Below are 22,429 nucleotides of genomic sequence, written 5' to 3' on the forward strand. Positions count from 1 at the left end.
GGTTCGATCCCTGAGCCCCGCGCCCGCCGGCCTCCCGACCGGCGGGCGCGAACCTCAGTGCGTCAGATCGGGTTCCAGCCGTCGGAGCCGGCCAGGTACTTCTGCGGGGTGTAGCTCGCGGCCTGCGAGTCGCTCATCTGGGGCCGGTTGCCGTTGACGGTGGCCCCGGCCCCGGTGTTCTTGTACTCGAAGAACCGGGCCTTCTTCCACGTCGCGTCGCCCATGTCGTTCCAGGGCTGGGCGAGCTTGATGGTGGCGCTGAGGCTCGACTCCCGGTACAGCACCTGGGCGCCCTGCCGCCAGGGCCGGCCCAGCTGCGTGACGTTGTTCGAGGCGCCGGTGATCGTCGACTTGTAGAACAGGAACCCGTACATCTTGCCCGGGTCCGTGCTGGCGGCCGTGATCGGTCCGCCGGTGCTGCGCTTCTCGAAGATCGAGCAGGCGTTGAAGACCGCGGTGCCGCCGCTGTAGATGAAGTCCACGGTGCCCTCGATGTAGGAGCTCACCACGTACAGCCGGGCATTGTCGTTGATCTGGAACGTGTCCTGGTCACCGAGCAGCCGCACGTTGCGCAGGATCGAGCGGTCGGCGTCCAGCTGCAGCGCCACCGCCTGCTGGCCGCTGGTCTGCGTGCTCTCGTCGAAGTCGTTGCTGACCGTCAGGTTCGTCAGCACGCTGTCGTGACCGTTGACGAACATCGTGGCGCTGCCCCCGGGGAAGCCGCCCCCGGCCCAGTGGTTGAACACGATGACGGTGCTGGCCGGTGCGGAGCCGAGGCCCTGCAGGGTGATGTAGGGCTTGTTGGCCGGGATGGTGACGATCTCCCGGTACGTGCCCGCCTTGATGGTGATGGTGACCCGGCTGGTGTTGTTCGCCGGTACCGCGTTGATGGCCGCCTGCACCGTCTTGTACTTCCCGCTGCCGTCCGCCGCGACCGTGGGCGTGCCGCCGCCACCGGTCGTCGGGGGCGGCCCGGTGGTCGCGCCGGAGACGTAGTTGAACGACCACTGCATGCGCGCGATGTCCGAGCAGGTCTCCTGCACGATCGGGTTGTTCCCGGCCGTGGAGCCGTCCTTGTCGCTCAGGCAGAGCCCGGACGAGACGCTCTTCAAGACGAACTTCCCGGCGGCGGCCCCGGACGCGGTGAAGGTCCACTGCTGATTGGTGCTGACCCCGCAGGTGTACTGCCACAGCTGCGTCCCGGACGTGGTGCTCGCGGACGGCACGTCGACGCACTTACCGCTGTTGGTGTTCACCAGGTTGAACGCGCTGCCCTGCGTGATCACCGAGAACTGCTGGTCGGTGGCCGCGCTGTTGCAGGCGATCTGCACGAGCAGCGCGCTGTTGGACGTGGACGCGCCGGCGACGTCGACGCACTTGCCGCTGGCCCCGCTGGCCAGCGTGTACACGCCCCCGGCCGCGGGGGTGCTCGCGGCTTCCGAGGGCCACGCCGACAGGGCGAGCACCGCGGCGGGTACGGCCAGCATCGCCGCGACGGCGCCGCCGATGCGGACGGCGAGCCGGCGTCGCCGCGCCGGTTCTGGTGGTTGCACGGGGATCCTCCCGAGGGGGTGTGGAGTTCGGTCGATAGGTAGGTGCCTCCTTCGGTGTCGGCATAACGAATAGTTCGCGACGGATGTCCGGGGTCTCAGCGCGCCGGGAAACTTTCAGGTGGGGCTCGTCAAATCGCCCAGTGGGATCAGGTGTCGAGGCCCTACGGGCGGGTGTGGAGTCGCGGCCGGCCCTCGGGCGAGCCGAGCACGCCCGGGTGGCGCTCACAACGTTGCGGTCCCATTCGGGAGGCGCGGCACGGGGGATCAGGTGCGCTTCGCCGGCGGGGTGGCGTGCCAGGAGGCGAGCAGGCGCAGCGCGGCGGCGGCGTCGGACTCCGGTGGGGCGCTGTAGGTGACGAGCATCTGCTCCGGGTCGTCGGGCAGCCGCAGCGCCTCGTACGCCAGCTCGACCGTGCCGACCAGCGGGTGCCGGAGCGTGGCGGTGGTGTGGCCCTTGTCGTGGACCGGGTGCTCCGCCCAGAGCCGCCGGAACAGCTCGCTGTGCCGGGACAGGTCGCCGATCAGTTCGGCCAGGGCCGGGTCGTCCGGGTGGCGGCCGGCGTCGACGTGCAGGAACGAGACCAGGTCGCGGGCCTTGGCCGGCCAGTCGGCGAACAGCGCCCGCGCGGAGGGCTCGTCGCCGAACATGAGCCGGGCGAAGTTGCGCTGCCGGGGCGGCGCGGTGTCGAGGCCGGCGATCAGGGCGGCGCCGAGCCGGTTCCAGGCGAGCACGTCGGTGCGGCGGCCGACGATGTACGCGGCGGCGTCGGTCATGGCCTCCAGCAGATGTTGTACCTGGGGACGGACCCGCTGAGGCGGACGTCTCACGCCGCGGGCCGGCCGGAGCAGCCGGCGCAGGTGCGCGCGCTCCTCGGCGTCGAGGCCCAGCGCGCGGGCGACCGCGTCGAGGACCGCCTCGGAGACGTTTGTGGCGCGGCCCTGCTCGAGGCGCACGTAGTAGTCGACGCTGACGCCGGCGAGCTGGGCGACCTCCTCGCGCCGGAGCCCGCTGACACGCCGGCGGCCGTGGTACGGCGGGACGCCGGCGGTCACCGGGTCGATCCGGGCGCGGCGCGAGCGGAGGAACTCGGCCAGCTCCGATCGTCGGTCCATGTCGCCAAGTATGGCCGGGCCGGAATCGCGGCCGCCTGGTTCTGCCAGACCTACCTTCGGGCGCGACCAGGGTCGAACAGGGCAATGGGCGCCGACCGCCGACCGGGCAATGGTGGTTCCCGGACGCGAACACTCATCGAAACGGGAGACCCGAATGCAGGTCAATGGCACTATCGCGCTCGTGACCGGGGCGAACCGGGGCCTCGGCCGCGCGCTCGTCACGGCGCTGCTCGCCGGGGGCGCGGAGAAGGTCTACGCGGCCGCCCGCCGGGTGGAGACCGTGGCGGATCTGGCCGGTACCGACCGGCGTGTGGTCCCGGTCCAGCTGGACCTGACCGACCTCGAGCAGGTCGCGGGGGCGGCTTCGGTGGCCGGCGACGCCACCCTGCTGATCAACAACGGCGGTTCGCTGAACTTCGCCGACCCGCTGGCCGGCGACCTCGCCGCGATCGACGTGGACCTGCGGACGAACTTCGTCGGCCCGCTCGCGTTGACCCGGGCGTTCGTGCCGGTGCTGGAGGGCAACGGCGGCGGCGCGATCGTCAACGTGCTCAGCCTGGTCGTGCTCGGATCGGTGCCGGCGATGGGCGGCTACGCCGCGTCGAAGGCCGCGTCGGCGTCGGCGACCCAGGCGCTGCGCGCGCAGCTCGTCGACCGGAAGATCACGGTGCACGGGGTCTTCCCGGGGGCCGTCGACACCGACATGATCCGGGACTTCCCGATCCCGAAGACCAGCCCGGCCGACGTCGCCGCGGCGATCCTCGACGGGGTCGAGGCGGGGGACGAGTACATCTACCCCGACCCGATGGCGCAGCAGGGCCACCGGGCGTGGTGCGAGGACCCGGCGGCGTTCGAACGCCAGATGGGCTTCATGTAGCAGGCACGGCCGATCCGGCTCAGGGCGGTGCCCGAGGGCTCGGCCGGCGGCTCTACGACCCCGCCGCTATGCCGAGATCGAGCCGGCCACGGACGCCGCCCGGTGAGCCTTCACCATCCTGTAAGGGTCGATGACCGGCGATCGGGCGTATCGTCTGTCGACCGCGACGGATGGAGTGGCGATGGTGGGGCGTGGACTGAGTCGGCTGCTCGTCCTCGTGGTGTTGCTGGTGGGCGGCTGCGACGCCGGCAGCGGCCACATCGATGCCGGGGCCTCCGCCCGGGCGTCGAGCCCGGGCGGTTCGCCGCTGGATTTCACCGGCACCACGCTCGACGGCAAGGCCTTCGACGGGCACTCGCTGGCGGGTAAGCCGGCGGTGCTGTGGTTCTGGGCGCCGTGGTGCCCGGTGTGCCTGCAGCAGGCGCCGGGGGTACGGGCCGCCGCCGAACGATTCGGCGACCGGGTCAACTTCATCGGCGTCGCCGGGCTCGACAAGACCCAGGCGATGCCGGAGTTCGTCCAGCTGGCGAAGGTCGGATCGATCACCCATCTCGCCGACGAGCCCGGCGTGGTGTGGAAGCACTTCGGGATCACCGAACAGAGCACGTTCGTCCTCGTCGACGCCTCCGGCCGGGTCACCGGCCACGGGCCGTTGGCCGCCGACGCGATACCGGACAAGGTCGCGGCCCTGTTGGAGGGCCGGTGATGCCGGCCGGGGCCCGCTCGCCGACCGTCGGCGGCTGACATGGACGACGTGCCTTTCGCGCTCGCCGTGGCCGCGGGAACCCTCGCGGCGCTGAACCCGTGCGGGTTCGCGCTCCTGCCGGTGTATCTGACGGTGCTCGTCGCCGGGGACGAGCACCGCTCGCGAACGGACGCCGTGGCCCGGGCGCTGGCCAGCACGGCGGCCATCGTCACGGGGTTCGTGGCGGTGTTCGCGCTGTTCGGCCTCGCGCTTACCCCGGTGGCCGGACTGGTGCAGGCGCGCCTGCCCTGGTTCACGATCGTGCTCGGGCTGGCGCTGGCCGGTCTCGGCGCTTGGATGATCGCCGGGCGGCACGTGCCGGGTATCAGGTGGCTGGCGGTCCGGGGTCCGGCGGTGACCCGTACCGTGCCGTCGATGATCGTCTTCGGCGCCGGGTACGCGCTCGCGTCCCTCGGCTGTACGGTGGGGCCGTTCCTGGCGATAGTGGTGTCGAGCTTCCGCGCCGGCTCCGTCCCGGCGGGCGTGCTGTTGTTCCTGGGCTACGCCGCGGGCATGGGGATGGTTGTCGGCACCGCGGCGCTGGCGCTGGCGCTGGCACGCGTGTCGGCGATCGGCCGGATGCGCCGGCTCGCCCCGGTGATCTCGCGGGCCGGCGGGGGATTGGTGGCCGTCGCCGGTGCCTATGTCGCCTACTACGGCTGGTACGAACTGCGGATTCTGCGCGGCGGATCGGTGAGCGACCCCGTTGTCGGCGCTGGCCTCGCGGTCCAGGCCCGGCTCTCCGGCACGATCGCCGGGCTGGGGGTCGGCGCTGTCGTTGCCGCGTTCGCCGTCGTCGTCCTCGGCGCCGGCGCCGCGATGTGGTGGTCCCGGACCCGACGGCGCCCACAGCAGTGAGCGTCGCCGCGACCGAACCGGCCGCGTAACTGGCCGGCAACGAGGCGACCGGTTCGATGGCCCTGTCCGCGGTCGACATCGCGCCGTGGGACCTGCGTGCCCGGCTGCAGGATTCACGCCTCTTCGGAGTCCTGCGCGACTTCACCAACCTGCTGCGCTCCGCCGGCGCTCGACTGTCTGCAGGCGGACGTCGACCTCCCCGCCTACTGGATACCTTCTGCCGGACGGCCGGATTGATCTGCTGCGCCGGCAGGTTGGGCCGTCCGCGTGACCTGCTCGACGCGTAGCAGCCGGCCGTCGTCGGCCAGCTCGCCGAACATGAAGATCTCCGTCGTCACCGTTTGCCCTTTGCGCATGACGGCCGTCAGCGTGTACCGGGCGGCGATCCGTTTGCCCGCGTTCAGCGCGTCGCGGACCTCGGTGTGGACGCTGGAGACGCGTTTACGCGCGGGCCGCACGTGCTGCAGTAGTCGCTCACGATCCAGGTCGATGCCGTCGCTGCGCACCACGACTTCCGGCGCATGGTAGCGGTCGAACACCGTCTCCGGCGCCTCGTCGCCGAGCGTGACGTCCTGCGGGTACCGCGTCAGGTACTCCACCAGATCCATCCGGACCTCCCCGTTCATAACTCTGACAACTGCGTCCAACATAACGGCATCCGTTATCCTTGACAACCGTGTCAGAGAAACCGGCCCGGCGCCGCCGACGTGCCGACGCGGAACGTAGCCAGGCCAAGGTTCTCGACGCCGCCATCGAGCTGCTCGGACGCCAGCCCGAGGCGAGCATGGATGACATCGCCGCGGCCGCCGGGGTGGCGCGGCAGACCGTTTACGCCCATTACCCCGCCCGGCATGCGCTGATCGCCGCCATTGTCGACCGGCTCACCGCCGAGACCGTCGCGGAGCTCCAGTCGGTGGACGTCGACGCCGGCGCGGCTACAGACGCCCTGGGCGCGTGGCTTACCCGCAGCTGGCAACTCATCCACCGGTACCCGATCCTGCTGACCAGCGTCATCGCGGCCGCCAGCGACGCCGGCGACTACGAGCGACACGTACCGATCATGGATTCGCTGCGGCGAATCCTGGACCGCGGGCGCTGCAGCGGTGAGTTCCAGGCCGGGCCGCCGGTGCAGTGGCAGGTGAGCGCGATCATCGCCCTCGGCCACGCCGCCGGGGCCGAGGTGATCGCCGGCCGGATGAACACGGTCGACGCCGGTGCGGCGTTCAGCGAGGCCGCCTTGCGGGTGACCGCGGGCACCCGACGGCCGTGACGCGGCCCCGTTGCACCTCCCGGGCCGTGCCTGCAACACAGCGGGAGAACCGCTCGGCACGGTCACCCTGGTTGACCGCCGAACCCGCGAAATGTCCGTGGTAACAGGAGGACCGGGTGCCGGCCGGTTGCGGGCCGGTCAGCGCCTGCCCGGACGGCGGACACCACCCGGATGGTTCGTGTCGGGTGACCGGACGGTTTCGCGTCGCGGACGGTGACGGGCGGGCGGCGAGGGGTCACGGTTGGTTTGTTGATCCAGTTGTTCCAGGGACGGAGCACCATTCGTGACCAGAGCTAAGAGACTGCGGGCGGTCGTGGCCGGCGCGCTCGCCGTGCCCGCCGCGCTTGCCGGCACCGGCGGTACGGCGGGCGCGGTCGTGTCGCCGGCGGGTACCGCGACATCGGCGACGACGCTGGCCCAGGTCCGCTCGAGCATCGGCGCGGACACCGGCACAGCGGCGGGCCTGACCGGCAAGGGGGTCGGCGTCGCGCTCATCGACACCGGTGTCGCGGCCGTGCCCGGGCTGCCGGCGGCCCAGATCGCCAACGGGCCGGACCTGTCGTTCGAGTCGCAGGCGGCGAATCTGCGCTACCTCGACACGTACGGGCACGGCACGCACATGGCCGGCATCATCGTCGGCAACGACACGACCTCCGGCAGCAAGGGCATCGCGCCGGACGTGAAGCTCACCTCGGTGAAGATCGGGACCGCGACCGGCGCGGTCGACGTGTCGCAGATGATCGCGGCGATCGACTGGGTGGTGCAGCACAAGGGCGACGACCCGGCGAACCCGATCCGGGTGCTGAACCTGTCCTACGGCTCGGGCGGCAGCACCCAGACGTGGACCGACCCGCTGCTGTTCGCGGTGCAGAAGGCGTGGAAGGCCGGCATCGTGGTCGTCGCGGCCGCGGGCAACAACGGCAACGCGGCCGGCGCGCTGACCAACCCGGCGCTGGACGACTCGATCCTCGCCGTCGGCGCGACCGCCACCAACGGCACCGCGACCACCGCCGACGACACCCTCGCCCCGTTCACCAACCTCGCCACCGGCACCACCGGACAGGTCGACCTGCTCGCTCCGGGCACGTCCATCGCGTCGCTGCGCGACCCCGGCTCGAACGTCGACAACCTGTACCCGGACGCGCGGGTCGGCACCACCCTGTTCAAGGGCAGCGGAACGTCCCAGGCCACCGCCGTGGTCAGCGCCGCCGCGGCGCTGCTGCTGCAGGCCAAGCCCGCCGCCACCCCCGACCAGGCCAAGGACTGGCTGGTCAAGGGCGGCACCGGGCTGACCACCGGTACCGAGAAGACGCTCGGCCTGGCGGCGCTCAACGTCAACGGCGCGCTCGCCCGCACCGGTACCGCCGTCGCCGCGCCGACGGTGCAGCTGTCCAGCGGGATCGGGTCGCTGCAGGGCGCCCGCGGTACCGCGAGCCTGACCCTCGACGGCGTGAAGCTCACCGGCGAGAGGACGATCTGGGGCAGCTTCAGCACCTCGCAGTGGGCGAAGTCGACCACGCCGGCCTGGAGCGGTGGCCTGTGGCTGGGCTACCGCCTCGCCGGCGACGACTGGACCGGCACCTCGTGGGCGGCCCGGACGCGGGCGGCGGGCACCTGGACCGCGGCCCCGTGGGCCGGCAGCGCCGCCGCCGGCTGGAGCGACCCCGCCTGGTCCGGGCGCACCTGGTCGGGCCGGACGTGGTCGGCCGGCACCTGGTCGGGTCGCACCTGGTCCAGCGACGGGTGGTCGGCGACCGCCTGGGGCTGAACGACCAGGGTGGTGGTCGCGGTGACCGTGTTGTCGCAGATCCGCGACCGCACCGCCGATGGGAATGGCTGCCTACTGATCGTGGGCAGCCATTCCGGCGTGGGAAGGTACCAATGGCGAAATGGTTGCGGGACCGACGCTTGCGAACCAAGATCCTGCTTCCGGTCGCGGTGGCCGTCGTGGGCACCGGGGTCGTGTCGTGGACCGGGATCGCCGCGGCACGGTCCGCGACGACCGCCGAGATGCAGCGCAACGTCGACGACACGGCGGCCAGCGCCGCCGAGATCGCCGTCAACGTCACCGCGATCGCGGACGCCGCCAGCGCCGGCAAGGCGACGGTCGACGCGAGTCACGGCTCCGTCGCCACCCTTGCCGAGCTGTCCGGGGACCTCCGCCGCACCGTCCAGCGGTTCCGGTACTGAGGGTTTCAGGCCGCGATCGGCTGCGTGAGCTGCTCGGAGGCGCGCCAGACGCGGCCGGCCTCGTCCTCGCCGCGCAGGCGGGAGTAGAGCTCCTGCTCGGCCGGGGCGCCGGAGATGTGCTGGAAGCCGCCGGGGCCGTAGAGGCGGCCGCCGCGGGCGTCCGGGGACGTGGCCGCGTACAAGGCCGGCAGGAGCGCGGTGTCGACAGTACCGAAGAGGATGCCGCGGCGGCCGAGGGCGCGGATGAGGCGGCCGCCGGCGGTGGGCCGGGCCCGTCCGACCTCGGGCCGGGCCTGCAGGAGGCTGGTGGCGGCGACGCCGGGGTGCGCGAGGTTGCTGGTGATGCCCCAGTCGCCGGCCCGGCTGCGCCGGTCGAGCTCGAGCCCGAACAGGCCGAAGGCGATCTTCGACTGGCTGTACGCGCGCATCCCGTCGTAGGACCGCTCCCAGTTGAGGTCGTCCCAGTTGATGGCGTTCTGGTTGGCGGCGATGCTGATCTGGGACGTCACGCGGGCGCGTCCGGCGCGCAGCAGGGGCAGCAGGTGGCCGACGAGGGCGAAGTGGCCCAGGTGGTTGGTGCCGAACTGCAGCTCGAACCCGTCGGCGGTGGTCTGCCGGTCCGGCGGGGTCATCACGCCGGCGTTGTTGACGAGGATGTGGATCGGGCGGCCCTCGTCGCGCAGCGCGGTGCCGAGCGCGGCGACCGAGCGCAACGACGACAGGTCGAGTTCGCGGAGCGAGAGGGCGGCGTTCGGGTACCGCTGCCGGATTTGCGCCACCGCGGCCTCGCCCTTCCGGCGGTTGCGCACCGGCATGAGGACCTCGGCGCCGGCGGCGGCGAGCCGGGCGGCCAGGCCGAGCCCGACGCCGTCGCTGGCGCCGGTCACGACGGCGAGCTTGCCGGTGAGGTCGGGAACGGTGATGTCCGGTCGTTGGCGTGTCATGCCACCACGGTGGACCCGATCCGCGGCGGCATCCACGGCCTGTCAATCCCAGGCTGCGCGCCGGCGGCGGTGGTAGAACCGACACATGATCGACCGTGCCGGGCTGGCCGAGTTCCTCCGCCGGCGTCGCGAGTCGCTGCAGCCCGAGGACGTGGGCCTGCCGCGGGGGCAGCGACGCCGGACCGCCGGGCTGCGCCGGGAGGAGGTGGCCACGCTCTGCCACATCTCCGCCGACTACTACAGCCGGCTGGAGCGGGAGCGCGGGCCGCACCCGTCCGAGCAGATGATCGCCTCGATCGCGCAGGGCCTGCACCTGTCGCTCGACGAGCGGGACCACCTGTTCCGCCTCGCCGGGCACCGGCCCCCGGCGCGGGGGACGACGAGCGCGCACATCAGCCCGGGCCTGCTGCGCATCCTCGACCGGCTCGCCGACACCCCGGCCGAGGTCGTCACCGAGGTCGGGGAGACGCTGCGGCAGACCCCGCTGGGCGTCGCGCTCACCGGCGACCTGACGCGGTACACCGGGCCGGCCCGCAGCATCGGCTATCGGTGGTTCACCGACCCGGCCTGCCGGGCGCTGTACCACCCCGACGACCACCCGCTGCACTCGCGCGTCTTCGCCGCCGGGCTGCGGGCGCGGGTCACGCTGCGCGGGCCCGACTCGTACGCCGCCCACCTCCAGCGGCTCCTGCTCGCGCACAGCGAGGAGTTCCGGGCCGTGTGGAACGAGCACGAGATCGGCGTGCGCTACAACGACGTCAAACGCTTCATCCACCCCGAGGTCGGCCTGCTCGAGCTGAGCTGCCAGGCCCTGGTCGACCCCGACCAGTCGCACTCCCTGCTGGTGTACACGGCGGTGCCCGGCAGCGAGAGCCACGAGAAGCTCCAGCTGCTGGCGGTCATCGGGGCGCAGCGCGTCGGCTGAGCGGGCTACCGGCCGGGCCGCAGCAGCCAGTCGGCCGGACGTGGTCGACGGAGGTCAGCGCGGCCCCGATCACGGCGCCGTCCGGCCCGAGCAGCGCCGGGCGCAGGGTGAACGGGGCCCAGCCGTCAGCCACGAGGACAGGAGCGAGAGGCTGCCGCCCAGCAGCACGGTGCCCGCCGAGTCCAGCGCGGCGAGCGTGGCCACGTCGCCGGCGTCGGCCCGCTCGGCGATCGCCGCCTCCGGCGTGGTGCCGGCCGGCGCCGGGTGGTCGCCCAGGACGGCCGGCAGCCCGGCGTACGCCTGCAGGCAGCCGCGGGCCCCGCACGGGCAAGGAGATCCCGGCCGGCACGACGACCGACCTGTCCGAGTGGGACGTGCGGGTCTTCGTCGAGGAACGGCCCGGCACCTGAGACGCACGAAAGGTCTGTCCGGCTAACCGCCTCCGTCGGCCGGCGTGGTGTGCGCGGCGCCGCCGGGACGGCGGCGCGCTGCGCAGATCGTGGCGCGGGTAGCGGACAGCGTGATGGTGAACAGGTCGTAGTCGGCTGTGGCGGCACGCAGACGGAACAGGACGGCCAGCGGGATGGGAACTCCGGTGAGGGTCGCGCCGGCGAAGCCGATCGCGGCGGTACGGACGGCGGCCGGGGTGCCGGGGCCGCAACCTTCGGCGTAGACGGCGCGCATGCCGTACACCTGCGGCTGTCCGGGTGCGGCGTCGAGCTGTGGCAGGCCGTTGGACAGCAGATAGATGCCGTCTTCGGCAACCAGCAGCAGCGCCGGGCCGGGGGCCTCGTCGGCGACGGGCTCGGCGTTGGCCGGGGCGGCCGCGGCGTGTTCGACAAGGACGAGGACCTCGCCCAACGGGAAGATCATCTCGGGCATGGTGAGCCCTATCTGCGGCGACGTTTCCCCGGATTCGGGAATCGTGCGCGGCTGTCCCGACCAGGCTCGCTTACGAACACGTGAACACCGCAGGACGCCATCGGGGATGTGGCGACGGGAATTCGGCACCAGGGACGTCAACTACATTTCCTTGCCGCCAGCGGCTCCGCGCCGCATCGCATTCTCGTGAAACAGTTACCTTCGATCTCGAACAGATGTTTGAGTACAGATCCGTCACCCCGGATTACCCCGACTTTGGCCGGGTAATCGGTGTGCTACTGAGGCTGTCCATGGACCACCGACAGCGTCGTGGGTGAGGGGAGAACAACCGATGAACCGGCCTGCGGCTACCCGGGTGAGCGACAGCCCCGCCGACCTGCGGTCGAGGACGACGGGTTAGCCATGCAGCACGTGCCCGATGCGGAGCGTCTGGTCGCGGAGGCGGTGGTCGCGGCGACAGCCCAGGACGCCGACCCCGAGCTGGTCGCGCGCTACTGGCGCCTCGTGCCGGACGAGGAGCTCGCCGGCTGCGAGGTGGCGAACATGGTTGCCGCCACGCGGTCGCATTTGGAGCTGACCCAGCAGCGGGTGCCCGGCGAGCTGAAGGTGCGCCTGGGCATGAGTGTTGCCGGCGGCACGTCGCTGGAGATCGTCACCGACGAGATGCCGTTCCTTGTCGACTCCGTCACGAGTGCGCTGTCGGCGCGCAATCTTGACGTGAACATGCTGGTGCACCCGCTAATCGTCGTGCGGCGGGCGCCGCTGGGCGCGCTGGAGGAGGTCTGCGTCGGCCTGGAGCCGGAGGACGCCGCGCCGGGTGACATCGTCGAGAGTTGGATCCGCATTGAGGTCGACCGGGTCCGGGACGAGGCCGATGTCGAGGGGCTGCGCGACGACCTGGCCCGGGTGCTCAACGACGTGCGCGAGGCGGTCGAGGACTGGCCCAGGATGCGCACGCAGGCGCTCACCCTGGCCGACGAGCTCGGCTCCGCGCAGCTGCCGGTGCCGGACAAGGACATCACCGACTCTGTCGAGCTGCTGCGCTGGCTGGTGGACGACCACTTCACGTTCCTGGGCTACCGGGAGTACCGGTTGACGAGGGGCGACGACGGGGAGGAGCTGCTGCAGGCGGTGCTCGGCTCGGGCCTGGGCATCCTGCGGTCCGACCAGACCCGTCCGCTCGTGCTGAGCTCGATGACCGCGGAGGCCTACGCCAAGGCGCTGGAGAAGCGGCTGCTGATCATCACCAAGGCCAACTCCCGGGCCACCGTGCACCGCTCGGCCTACCTGGACTACATCGGCTTCAAGATGTTCGACGCCGACGGCAACGTGATCGGCGAGCGGCGCTTCCTCGGGCTGTTCTCCTCCTCGGCGTACCGCACCAGCGTCCGCGACCTCCCCGTCGTCAAGCGCAAGGTCGCCGAGGTGGTCGAGCGTTCCGGGCTGTCGCCGCGCAGCCATTCCGGCCGGGACCTGCTGGAGACGCTGGAGACGTACCCGCGCGACGAGCTGTTCCAGACCACCACCGACGAGCTTTACCGGGCCGTCATGGGTGTCCTGCGTCTGGCCGGCCGTCGCCAGCTGCGGCTGTTCCTGCGCCGGGACGGTTACGGCCGGTTCATCTCCTGCCTGGTCTACCTGCCCCGTGACCGGTTCACCAGCGCCAACCGGCTGCGCATCCAGCAGATCCTGCTGGCGGAGCTCAACGGCATCGGGGTCGACTACACCGTCCGGGTGAGCGAGTCGAAGTTCGCCCGCGTACACCTCATCGTCCGCACCGAGCCCGGCAACCCGCCCGGTCACATCAACGTCGACCGTCTCACCGAGCGCCTCGCCGACGCCACCCGGCTGTGGGACGACGACTTCCGCCTGGTGCTGGAGCGCAACCTCAACGACGAGCACCAGGCCAAGCAACTCCACCAGCGCTACGGCGCCGCGCTCTCGGACACGTACAAGGACGAGCACACGCCGAACGAAGCGGTGAAGGACGTCGCCAAGCTGGAGCTGCTCGACGAGCCGGGCCAGCTCGTGATGCACGTCTACCTGCGCCGTCAGGCCGAAAGCGACATCCGGTTGAAGGTGTTCCGCTACGGCGAGCCGATGATCCTCTCCGCCGTCCTGCCGGTGCTGCACTCCCTCGGCGTGACGGTCACCGACGAGCGGCCCTACGAGATCGTCCGCTCCGATGGCACCATCTACCTTTACGACTTCGGCCTGCAACTGCCGCCAGACTCGCGGGCGATCGTCGAGGTCCGCCCCAACCTGGAGAACGCCTTCTCCGCCACCTGGCACGGTGAGGCCGAGGTCGACAACTTCAACACCCTCGTGCTCAAGGCCAGGTTCACCTGGCGCGAGGTCGTTATCCTGCGGGCCTATGCGAAGTACCTGCGCCAGGCCAGCACGGTGTTCTCGCAGGACTACATGGAGACGACGCTCCTGGCCTATCCCGCGATCGCCGCGAAACTCGTGGACCTGTTCACGGCTCGCTTCGACCCGCGGCTGCACCTGTCCGAGACGGCGCGGTCGGAGTGGTCGAAGGAGATGGTCGCGGCGATCAACGAGGACCTCGACACGGTCACCAGCCTCGACCAGGACCGCATCCTGCGCTCCTTCCTGCACCTGATCCAGGCCACCCTGCGCACGTCGTTCTTCCAGCGCGGCGAGACCGGGCGCCCGAAGTCGTACACGGCCTTCAAGCTCGACCCGCAGTCGATCCCCGATCTGCCGGCGCCCCGGCCGCGGTTCGAGATCTTCGTCTACTCGCCCCGCTTCGAGGGCGTACACCTGCGCTTCGGCTCCGTGGCCCGCGGCGGGCTGCGCTGGTCCGACCGGCGCGAGGACTTCCGCACCGAGATCCTCGGCCTGGTCAAGGCCCAGATGGTGAAGAACGCCGTCATCGTGCCGACCGGCGCCAAGGGCGGGTTCGTCCTCAAGGAGAAGCCGGGCGACCGCGACGAGGCCGTGGCCTGCTATCAGCTGTTCATCCCGGCCCTGCTCGACGTCACCGACAACCTCGACGGCGGCAAGGTCGTCGCGCCGCCCGAGGTGGTGCGCCACGACCCCGACGACCCCTACCTGGTGGTCGCCGCCGACAAGGGCACCGCGACGTTCTCCGACATCGCCAACGAGATCTCGATGCGGTACGGCTTCTGGCTCGGCGACGCCTTCGCCTCCGGCGGGTCGGCCGGGTACGACCACAAGAAGATGGGCATCACCGCCAAGGGCGCTTGGGAGTCCGTGAAGCGGCACTTCCGCGAGCTCGGCGTCGACACCCGGACGACCGAGTTCACCGTCGTCGGCGTCGGCGACATGTCCGGCGACGTCTTCGGCAACGGGATGCTGCTCTCGCCGCACATCCGGCTCGTGGCCGCGTTCGACCACCGGCGCATCTTCATCGACCCCCGTCCCGACGCCGCGACATCGTTCGAGGAGAGGGCCCGGCTCTTCGCGCTGCCCCGGTCCTCCTGGGACGACTACGACGAGTCGCTGATCTCGGCCGGCGGCGGTGTCTACTCGCGGGCGGCGAAGTCGATCCCGATCTCGCCGGAGGCGAGGGCCGCGTTGGGGATCCCGGCGTCGGTCACTGCACTCACGCCCAACGAGCTGATGCACGCGATCCTGTCGGCCCCCGTCGACCTGCTCTGGAACGGCGGCATCGGCACATACGTCAAGGCCACCGGCGAGTCCCACGCCGACGTCGGCGACAAGGCCAACAACCACATCCGGGTCAACGGCCGTGAGCTGCGGGCCAAAGTCGTCGGCGAGGGCGGTAACCTGGGCCTGACCCAGCGGGGCCGGATCGAGTACGCGCTCAACGGCGGCCGCATCTCGACGGACTTCATCGACAACTCCGCCGGCGTCGACTGCTCCGACCGCGAGGTCAACATCAAGATCCTGCTCGACCGCGCGGTCCTCGACGGCGTGCTCGACCCGAAGGACCGCAACCCGCTACTCGCCGGGATGACCGACGAGGTCGGCGAGCTGGTCCTGAAGGACAACCACGACCAGGCCACGGCCCTGGGCAACGCCCGCGCGCAGTCCCGCTCGCTGCTGCCGGTCCACAAGCGGCTCATCGCCGACCTGGAGCGCCGCGGCCAGCTCGACCGCGCGCTGGAGGACCTGCCGACCGACGAGGAGCTCGACGCGCGCGCCGAGGCGGGGGTCGGCCTGACCTCACCCGAGTTCGCGGTCCTGCTGTCCTACGTGAAGATCGTCATCGAGCACCGGATCCTCGAGTCCAACCTGCCCGACGAGGACTGGACCAACGAGGTGCTCGTCGACTACTTCCCGACTCCGCTGCGGGAGCGCTTCGTGGAGGCGATGGCCGAACACCCGCTCCGCCGGGAGATCGTCACCACGCAGGTGGTCAACCAGGCCGTCAACCGCGGCGGCACGTCGTTCTTCTACCGCGCCGCCGAGGAGACGGGGGCCGGCGCCGCGGACATCCTCCGGGCCTACGTGGTGATCCAGGAGGTGTACGGCCTGGGCGGGCTGCGCCGCGCCGTCGAGTCCCTCGACAACCAGGTCCCGCCGGAGGTGGAGACGGCGGTCTATCTGGAGACCCGGCGGCTGCTCGACCGGGCGGTCCGCTGGCTGGTCTCCAACCGGCGGTTGCCGATCGACGTCCCGGGTGAGATCGCCCGGCTGGGCCCCGGCATCTCGCGCCTGCTGCCGCAGCTGGAGACGCTGTTCCGCGGGCAGGAGCGCGACGCGCTGCACGCCAACGCGGCCATGCTGCGCGGGCTGGGCCTGCCGGCGGAGATCGCGGACGCGACAACCCGGATCATGTACGGCTTCGGTCTCCTCGACATCGTCGAGGTCGCGTTGCAGACGGGCTGGGAGGTCGGCGAGGTCGCCGCGGTCTACTACGTGCTGTCGGACCGGTTCCGCGTCGACGACCTGCTGTCGCGGATCTCCAACCTGCCGCGCGAGGACCGCTGGCAGACGCTGGCCCGCATGGCGCTGCGCTACGACCTCTACGCCGCGCTGGCCGCCCTGACGGCGGAGGTCCTCAAGGCGACGGCGCCGGACGACGACGCCGAGGCCCGGGTCCACGAGTGGGAGCAGAGCAACGCCGCGTCGATCGCCCGCACCAGTAACGCGATCGGCGAGTTCGGCGAGTCCCGGGGCGACCTGGCCGCCACCTCGGTGCTGCTCCACCAGATCCGCACCCTGGTCCGCACGTCCGCCGCCTGACGGTCCCTGATCCTTCGCTCGTCTCGTTCGTGATGGTCGCTGAGGATCCCTGCGCCGGGACGTTCCGGCGTTCATCACCTTCCGTAGGCGATTCGCTCCCACCGGCTGGGTGATGTGAGCGCGTTGGTGGCCCGCAGGGCGCCGGTTACGGTCGTGTCCGAGGCGGTGAGCTTGAGCGTGCCGACACCGGCGCCCGCGGCGATCCGGCCCGGTACCGCCGTCGGGGTCTCGATCCGGTAGGTCAGGCCGGGCCAGCCGAGCACGTCCACATCGCCGGTCGCCGCGAGTGCGGTGCGTCTGTTCCTCAGTCCCTGGACGGTCGCCACGACCTCGCCGGCCCGCACCACCTGGTACTTGTGCAGCAGGCCGGTGACGGCCTGGATCAGGTGGCGGCTGGCGTCGAACGCGTCGGCCATGTTCGGGCCGGGTGCGAGCACGGCGCCGAGGATCCTCAGCCGCTGCCCTTCGACGGTGATCTCGGCCGCGAAGAGCAGGCAGCCGCCGGCCTGATCGGTGGAGCCGGTCTTGATGCCGACGATCCCGTCCTTGCCGAGCTGGGTGTTGACGTTCTTGACCGGGCCGACTCCGGGGAGTGTGGCCTGCGGCATCGCCACGATCTGGCCCAGCACCGGCAGTTGCATGGCGGCGTGGGCGAGGGTGACCTGATCGGCGGCGGTGCTGACCGTGGCCGGGTCGAGCCCGGCCGGGTCGGTGTAGTGCGTGTCGGCCATCCCGAGCTTGGCCGCGGCCTGGTTCATCTCGGTCACGAACGTGGTATCGCTGCCGGCGTCCCAGCGGGCGAGGATGTGGGCGATGTTGTTGGCCGAGGGCAGCAGCAAGGCCTGGAGCGCTTGGCGTTCGGTGAATTCCTCGCCGGCCGCCACCGGGATCAGCGACTCCCCGCCGGCGAGCTGGGCCGGGTAGGCGGCGGCCTCCGCGGCCGTGACGGTCAGCGTAGGGCCGTCCTCGTCCACGCGCAGTGGATGGTCACGCAGGACGACATACGCGGTCATCACCTTGGCGACACTGGCGATCGGCACGGGCCGCGAACCGCCGGAGCCGCCAAGCCGGCCGAGCCCGGCGACCTCGAGCGCGGCCTGCCCGGCCTGTGGCCACGGCAACGCCGGCGTGGCGCCGGGGATCGCGTACATCTGCGGAACGGTCTGCACCACCCGCGGCGCCGGCACCGGGCGGCTGAGCATGAACGCGACGAACCCGCCGGCGGCCAGGACCGTGACCACCGCAGTGACGGACAGCCACAACCACAGCCTTTGACGACGAGCGGGCGGCGGCACCACGACCGCCTCAGGCCCCACTTCGGTACTACTGGTCAACCCGAACTCCCACGGACGATCGCTCAAACAGGCAAGCCGCGCACGAAGGCGGCGATGCGCCCTACCCGATCTGACCGCTGGCTAACGTCTTGAGCGAGCCGTCGGCTCCCGGCTCTCCGGAAGCTGGCGGCGTGACACGCATTGGAGGCCGAAGGGTCTGCCTAGACGGGAACCTCCGTGCTGAGGATGACGGTGAGCTCCTCGGGCAGATGCAGGAACTCGGCCTGGCTCGAGGCGTTGTGGGCCAGGGCGATGAACAGCCGCTTGCGCCAGGTGGCCAGCCCTTTCCGGGCGGTGCGCCGCAGCGTGATCTTCGAGACGAACCAGGACGGCCGCTCGGGGTCGAGGCCCTCGGCGAGGGGGTGGCCGGCGGCGCGGCGCAGCACCTCGGGGAAGTCCGTGGGGTCCTGGAATCCGAAGGTGGCCGCGATGTGGATGATCCCGTCGTGGGGGTCGCCGAGGTCGTCGATGACCAGTCGCTCGTCCCACGGGATGTGCGGGACGTTCGCCGTACGCCCGGAAATGATCACCACGCGTTCGTGCAGGACGTGGTTGTGGGCGACGTTGGCCCGCAGCGCCAGCGGGGTGGTGTCCTTGTTCGGGTGCGGGAACACCGCGGTACCCGGGACGCGGACCACGTTTGCCTCGTGGAGCTGGTCGATGAACTCCGGCAGCGGGCCTTCGAGCTCGACGCGGCGGGCGGTGACGAGCTGCCGGCCGCGCTGCCAGGTGACCATCGCGGTGAAGACGATCGCGCCGAGCAGCAGCGTGAGCCAGCCGCCGTGGGCCACCTTGGTGAGGTTGGCGACGAAGTAGGTCAGTTCGATGCTGCCGAACACCACCCCGATGAGGGCGACCCGCCACTTGGGCCACCGCCAGCGGGCCCGGGCGACGACGAGGAACAGGGTGGTGGTGATCAGGAACGTGCCGGTGACCGCGACGCCGTAGGCGGTGGCGAGCCGGGTGGACGAGCCGAACGCGAACACGACGACCAGGACCGCCACGAACAGGCCCCAGTTGACGCCGGGCACATAGATCTGGCCGTACTCGCGCCGTGACGTCTGCCGGATGCGCAGGTGCGGCAGGAAGCCCAGGCGCATCGCCTCGCGGGAGACGGAGAACGCTCCGGAGATGACCGCCTGGGAGGCGATCACGGTGGCGGCGGTGGCGAGCAGGACCATCGGCAGCCGGGCCCAGACGGGCAGCAGCAGGAAGAACGGGTTGCTGCGGCTGTCCGGGGCGCGCAGGATCAGCGCGGCCTGGGCGAGGTAGTTCAGGGTCAGGGCGGGGAAGACCACGGCGAACCAGGCCCGGCGGATCGGGGCGCGGCCGAAGTGGCCCATGTCGGCGTAGAGCGCCTCCGCGCCGGTGATCGCCAGTACCACGGCTCCGGCGGCGACGAACGCGATGAACGGCCGGTCGACGATGAACAGGACCGCATAGCTGGGCGACAGCCCGGCGAGGATGCGGGGGTGGCGCAGCACCTCCACGGCGCCGGTCAGCCCGAGGCAGCCGAACCAGATCACCATGATGGGCCCGAACACGGCACCGACCCGCCCGGTGCCCCAGCGCTGACCGGCGAACAGCACGGTCAGGATCACCGCGGCGGCCGGCAGCACTACGACCTCGAGCCCGGATGAGGTGACCTCCAGCCCCTCGACCGCCGACAGCACCGAGATCGCGGGGGTGATGACACTGTCGCCGTAGAACAGGGCCGCGCCGAGAACGCCGAGCGTCATCACCGCCGTCAGGCGCCGCCCCTTGGCGCTGTGCAGTACGTCACGGGCGAGGGCCGCCAGGGCCATCACCCCGCCCTCGCCGTCGTTGTCGGCGCGCAGGATGAACACCACGTACTTGATCGACACGATGAGGGTGATGGACCAGAACACGAGCGACACCACGCCGTAGACGTCCGCCGCGGTCGGGCGCACGATGCCGCCGTCGAGGGCGAAGACGGTCTGCATCGCATACAGCGGGCTGGTGCCGATGTCGCCGTAGACCACACCCAGCGCGCCCAGCGTCAATGCCAGCCCGGCGCCGCGGCGGGTCGAGGCCCAGCGCGCCGGGCGTGGCGTGGATTCGGCGCGATCCGCAGTGGTGGGCCTGCCCTGCCTGGTGCTGGTCAGCTTCGACACGCTCCGTCCACGTTCCATGCGGCAGTTCCGCCCCGCCTGGTGCGGGGGCTGCTCCAATCACCTTGCCTGGCCGAAGCGGGCCGCGGTCGGATCTTGACGACTTCTTAACGTCCACCGTGCTCCGCGGTGGGCGCGTCCAGGAGGACGGTAAGCAACAGTCGGGGGTTGAGGGCCGCTTCGTAGGATCGTGGACAGGGGTCGTGGCGGCCCGGGGAGGGAGTGCACCGTGATGCTGGCGGAGGGGAGTCTGCGCGAAGCCGCCACCTGGCCGTCGGCGGGGTTCATCTGGCGGCCGCGGCCCGGCTGGGGCCTGCTCGCGGCTGCGGTCATGCTCAGCGTGGTGACCGTCATCGGCCTGCGGCTGCGCGACAGCGCCGGTGTCGCGCTGCCCTCCGCGGTGCTGGTGTACCTGGTCGCGGTCGTGGTCGTCGCGGTCGTCGGGGGGACATGGCCGGCGATCGCGGCCGCCGTCGCCAGCGACGCCTTGATCAACTGGTACTTCACGCCGCCGTACCACACCCTGACCGTCGCCCACCGGGAGAACGTCACCGCGCTGGTCGTCTACGTGCTGGTCGCGGTCACGGTCAGCGTGCTGGTCAACCTGGCCGCCGCCCAGCGGGCCGCGGCGGTGCGCAGCGGCCTTGAGGCCCGGCTGCTGGCCCGGATCACCGCCGAGCCGGTCGAGGAGCAGTCGCTGCAGCGGCTGCTGGAGCGACTGCGCGCCACGTTCGGGTTCACGGCCCTGGCGTTGTGGGAGGGCGATGAACCGGTCGCGCACGCGGGGCCGGCGTTCACCGGGCCGCCGACGCTGCGGGTCGGCGCCGGCAACCGGTTGCTGCTGGTCGCGGAGTCCCCGGCGACGATCGGGGAGGACCGGGCGCTGCTGGCCCGCCTGGCCGCCGGCGCGGCCCGCACCCTGGAAGCTCAGCGCCTCGCCGTGCGGGCGGCCCGGGCCGAGCAGCTCGCCGAGGTCGATCGGCTGCGCACGGCGATCCTGCGGGCGGTCGGGCACGACCTGCGCACCCCGCTCGCCGCGATCAAGGCGGCGGCGTCGAGCCTGGCCAGCCCGGACGTGACGTTCACCGAGGGGGATCGGGCCGAGCTCGTGGCCACCGTCGTGGAGTCCGCCGACCGGCTCGACGATCTGATCGAGAACCTGCTTGCCCTGTCGCGGCTGCAGGCCGGGGTCCTGTCCGCGCAGCCGCGCCCCGTGGCGCTCGACGAGATCGTCGCCCGCGCGGCGCTGAGCGTCGGCCCCGGCCGGCTCGCCGTCGACGTCCCTGATGACCTGCCGTGGGTCCGCGCCGATCCCGGCCTGCTGGAGCGGGTGATCGCCAACCTGGTCGACAACGCGGTGCGGATCGGCGGCGAACACCGGATCGGCGGCGAAGACCCCATCGGCGGCGAAGACCGGATCGCGCTGCGCGCCGAAGACCGGATCGCGCTGCGCGCCGCCGTCCACGACGACACCGTGCGCCTCGCCGTCGTCGACCACGGCCCGGGCATTCCCGCCGAGGAGCGGGAGCGGATCTTCGCGCCGTTCCAGCGCCTCGGTGACCAGTCCGCCGACGGGCGGCTCGGTCTCGGGCTGGCCATCGCCCGCGGCTTCACCGACGCCATGGGCGGCCGGCTGTACCCCTCGGACACCCCGGGCGGAGGCCTGACCATGACCATCGAACTGCCCCTCGCCGCCACCGGCGAGGCGTGAGTTGAGCACCGTCCTGATCGTCGACGACGACCGGCAGCTGCTGCGTGCGCTGCGGGTCAACCTCACCGCCCGCGGCTACAAGGTGCTGCTGGCCCCCGACGGCCGCTCCGGCCTCGCGATGGCCGGCCAGCACCGCCCCGACCTCGTCATCGTCGATCTCGGGCTGCCCGACCTGGACGGCATCGACGTCGTCACCGGCATCCGCGGCTGGTCCGGCGTCCCGATCGTCGTGCTGTCCGCCCGGCATGCCGAACAAGCCAAGGTCAACGCGCTGGACGCCGGCGCCGACGACTACGTCACCAAGCCGTTCGGCATCGACGAACTGCTCGCCCGCGTCCGGGCCGCGCTGCGCCGCGGCGCTCCCGTCGTCGACGCCGACGAGCCGGTCGTGCGCACCGACGCGTTCACCGTCGATCTGGCGGCCAAGCGGGTGCAGCGCGACGGCGCGCCGGTCCGCCTGACTCCGACCGAGTGGCACCTTCTGGAGGTCCTCGTGCGTAACGCCGGCAAGATCGTCACCCACCGTGAGCTCCTGCGCGAGGTGTGGGGGCCACAGTACGAGACCGAGGTCAACTACCTACGCGTGTACCTGGCTCAGCTGCGCGGCAAGCTCGAGGCCGACCCGGCCCGGCCCCGGCACCTGGTCACCGAGCCGGGCATGGGGTACCGCTTCGAACCCTGATCGCGAGACCGGCATTA

The 22,429-nt window shown here is 71.6% G+C and carries 18 protein-coding genes; 10 read left to right on the forward strand and 8 right to left on the reverse strand.

Annotated elements, in window-relative coordinates:
- Positions 1-62: 62 nt before the first annotated feature.
- Positions 63-1,553 (reverse strand): pectinesterase family protein, encoded by a 1,491-nt coding sequence (locus ACPPVO_RS20835; protein WP_426512867.1) that lies wholly within the window; start codon positions 1,551-1,553, stop codon positions 63-65.
- A 264-nt stretch (positions 1,554-1,817) separates the two neighbouring features.
- Positions 1,818-2,666 (reverse strand): helix-turn-helix transcriptional regulator, encoded by an 849-nt coding sequence (locus tag ACPPVO_RS20840; protein ID WP_426512868.1) that lies wholly within the window; start codon positions 2,664-2,666, stop codon positions 1,818-1,820.
- Positions 2,667-2,820: 154 nt separating this feature from the next.
- Here ACPPVO_RS20840 and ACPPVO_RS20845 point away from each other — a divergent pair, with 154 nt between their 5' ends.
- The 3 genes from ACPPVO_RS20845 (at position 2,821) to ACPPVO_RS20855 (ending at position 5,146) form a co-directional block, all read left to right on the forward strand.
- Positions 2,821-3,543, forward strand: a complete 723-nt coding sequence (locus ACPPVO_RS20845; RefSeq protein WP_426512869.1) for an SDR family oxidoreductase — start codon at positions 2,821-2,823, stop codon at positions 3,541-3,543.
- A gap of 181 nt (positions 3,544-3,724) precedes the next feature.
- The gene (locus ACPPVO_RS20850; protein WP_426512870.1) at positions 3,725-4,249 is read left to right on the forward strand and encodes a TlpA family protein disulfide reductase; all 525 of its coding nucleotides are present in this window, start codon (positions 3,725-3,727) and stop codon (positions 4,247-4,249) included.
- Positions 4,250-4,288: 39 nt separating this feature from the next.
- On the forward strand, positions 4,289-5,146 hold the full coding sequence (locus tag ACPPVO_RS20855) for a cytochrome c biogenesis CcdA family protein (protein WP_426512871.1): 858 nt from the start codon (positions 4,289-4,291) through the stop codon (positions 5,144-5,146).
- Positions 5,147-5,349: 203 nt separating this feature from the next.
- Here the strand turns inward: ACPPVO_RS20855 and ACPPVO_RS20860 are convergent, their stop codons facing one another.
- The gene (locus ACPPVO_RS20860; RefSeq protein ID WP_426512872.1) at positions 5,350-5,754 is read right to left on the reverse strand and encodes a hypothetical protein; all 405 of its coding nucleotides are present in this window, start codon (positions 5,752-5,754) and stop codon (positions 5,350-5,352) included.
- A gap of 68 nt (positions 5,755-5,822) precedes the next feature.
- On the opposite strand from ACPPVO_RS20860, the gene ACPPVO_RS20865 reads away from it, so the two are divergent.
- The 3 genes from ACPPVO_RS20865 to ACPPVO_RS20875 all read left to right on the forward strand — a co-directional run bounded on the left by ACPPVO_RS20865 (position 5,823) and on the right by ACPPVO_RS20875 (position 8,606).
- Entirely contained in the window at positions 5,823-6,416 is a 594-nt protein-coding gene (locus ACPPVO_RS20865; protein WP_426512873.1) for a TetR/AcrR family transcriptional regulator, read from the forward strand.
- 283 nt (positions 6,417-6,699) lie between these two features.
- Complete coding sequence (locus ACPPVO_RS20870; protein WP_426512874.1) at positions 6,700-8,184, forward strand: S8 family serine peptidase; 1,485 nt, start codon at positions 6,700-6,702, stop codon at positions 8,182-8,184.
- A 140-nt stretch (positions 8,185-8,324) separates the two neighbouring features.
- Complete coding sequence (locus ACPPVO_RS20875; protein WP_426512875.1) at positions 8,325-8,606, forward strand: hypothetical protein; 282 nt, start codon at positions 8,325-8,327, stop codon at positions 8,604-8,606.
- A 5-nt stretch (positions 8,607-8,611) separates the two neighbouring features.
- Here ACPPVO_RS20875 and ACPPVO_RS20880 read toward each other — a convergent pair whose 3' ends face one another.
- Positions 8,612-9,550 carry an SDR family oxidoreductase gene (locus ACPPVO_RS20880; RefSeq protein ID WP_426512876.1) on the reverse strand — a complete coding sequence of 313 codons (939 nt, stop codon included), beginning with the start codon at positions 9,548-9,550 and terminating at the stop codon, positions 8,612-8,614.
- A gap of 85 nt (positions 9,551-9,635) precedes the next feature.
- Here ACPPVO_RS20880 and ACPPVO_RS20885 point away from each other — a divergent pair, with 85 nt between their 5' ends.
- The gene (locus tag ACPPVO_RS20885) at positions 9,636-10,475 is read left to right on the forward strand and encodes a helix-turn-helix transcriptional regulator (RefSeq protein WP_426512877.1); all 840 of its coding nucleotides are present in this window, start codon (positions 9,636-9,638) and stop codon (positions 10,473-10,475) included.
- A gap of 69 nt (positions 10,476-10,544) precedes the next feature.
- Here the strand turns inward: ACPPVO_RS20885 and ACPPVO_RS20890 are convergent, their stop codons facing one another.
- Positions 10,545-10,892: a hypothetical protein gene (locus ACPPVO_RS20890; protein ID WP_426512878.1), complete on the reverse strand. Its 348-nt coding sequence runs from the start codon at positions 10,890-10,892 to the stop codon at positions 10,545-10,547.
- Positions 10,893-10,907: 15 nt separating this feature from the next.
- Positions 10,908-11,348, reverse strand: a complete 441-nt coding sequence (locus ACPPVO_RS20895) for a hypothetical protein (RefSeq protein WP_426512879.1) — start codon at positions 11,346-11,348, stop codon at positions 10,908-10,910.
- Between the two features lie 318 nt (positions 11,349-11,666).
- Here ACPPVO_RS20895 and ACPPVO_RS20900 point away from each other — a divergent pair, with 318 nt between their 5' ends.
- Positions 11,667-16,553 (forward strand): NAD-glutamate dehydrogenase, encoded by a 4,887-nt coding sequence (locus tag ACPPVO_RS20900; protein ID WP_426512880.1) that lies wholly within the window; start codon positions 11,667-11,669, stop codon positions 16,551-16,553.
- Between the two features lie 74 nt (positions 16,554-16,627).
- Here the strand turns inward: ACPPVO_RS20900 and ACPPVO_RS20905 are convergent, their stop codons facing one another.
- Both ACPPVO_RS20905 and ACPPVO_RS20910 read right to left on the reverse strand, forming a co-directional pair.
- The gene (locus tag ACPPVO_RS20905) at positions 16,628-17,794 is read right to left on the reverse strand and encodes a D-alanyl-D-alanine carboxypeptidase family protein (protein ID WP_426512881.1); all 1,167 of its coding nucleotides are present in this window, start codon (positions 17,792-17,794) and stop codon (positions 16,628-16,630) included.
- Positions 17,795-18,048: 254 nt separating this feature from the next.
- A complete protein-coding gene (locus ACPPVO_RS20910) occupies positions 18,049-20,022 on the reverse strand; it encodes a potassium transporter Kup (RefSeq protein ID WP_426512882.1) in 1,974 nt (657 codons plus the stop codon).
- A gap of 229 nt (positions 20,023-20,251) precedes the next feature.
- Here ACPPVO_RS20910 and ACPPVO_RS20915 point away from each other — a divergent pair, with 229 nt between their 5' ends.
- Positions 20,252-21,730: a sensor histidine kinase gene (locus tag ACPPVO_RS20915; protein WP_426514662.1), complete on the forward strand. Its 1,479-nt coding sequence runs from the start codon at positions 20,252-20,254 to the stop codon at positions 21,728-21,730.
- A gap of 1 nt (position 21,731) precedes the next feature.
- Positions 21,732-22,412 (forward strand): response regulator, encoded by a 681-nt coding sequence (locus ACPPVO_RS20920; protein ID WP_426512883.1) that lies wholly within the window; start codon positions 21,732-21,734, stop codon positions 22,410-22,412.
- Positions 22,413-22,429 lie beyond the last annotated feature (17 nt).

This window comes from Dactylosporangium sp. McL0621 (assembly GCF_049995355.1).
Classification (GTDB): Bacteria; Actinomycetota; Actinomycetes; order Mycobacteriales; family Micromonosporaceae; genus Dactylosporangium.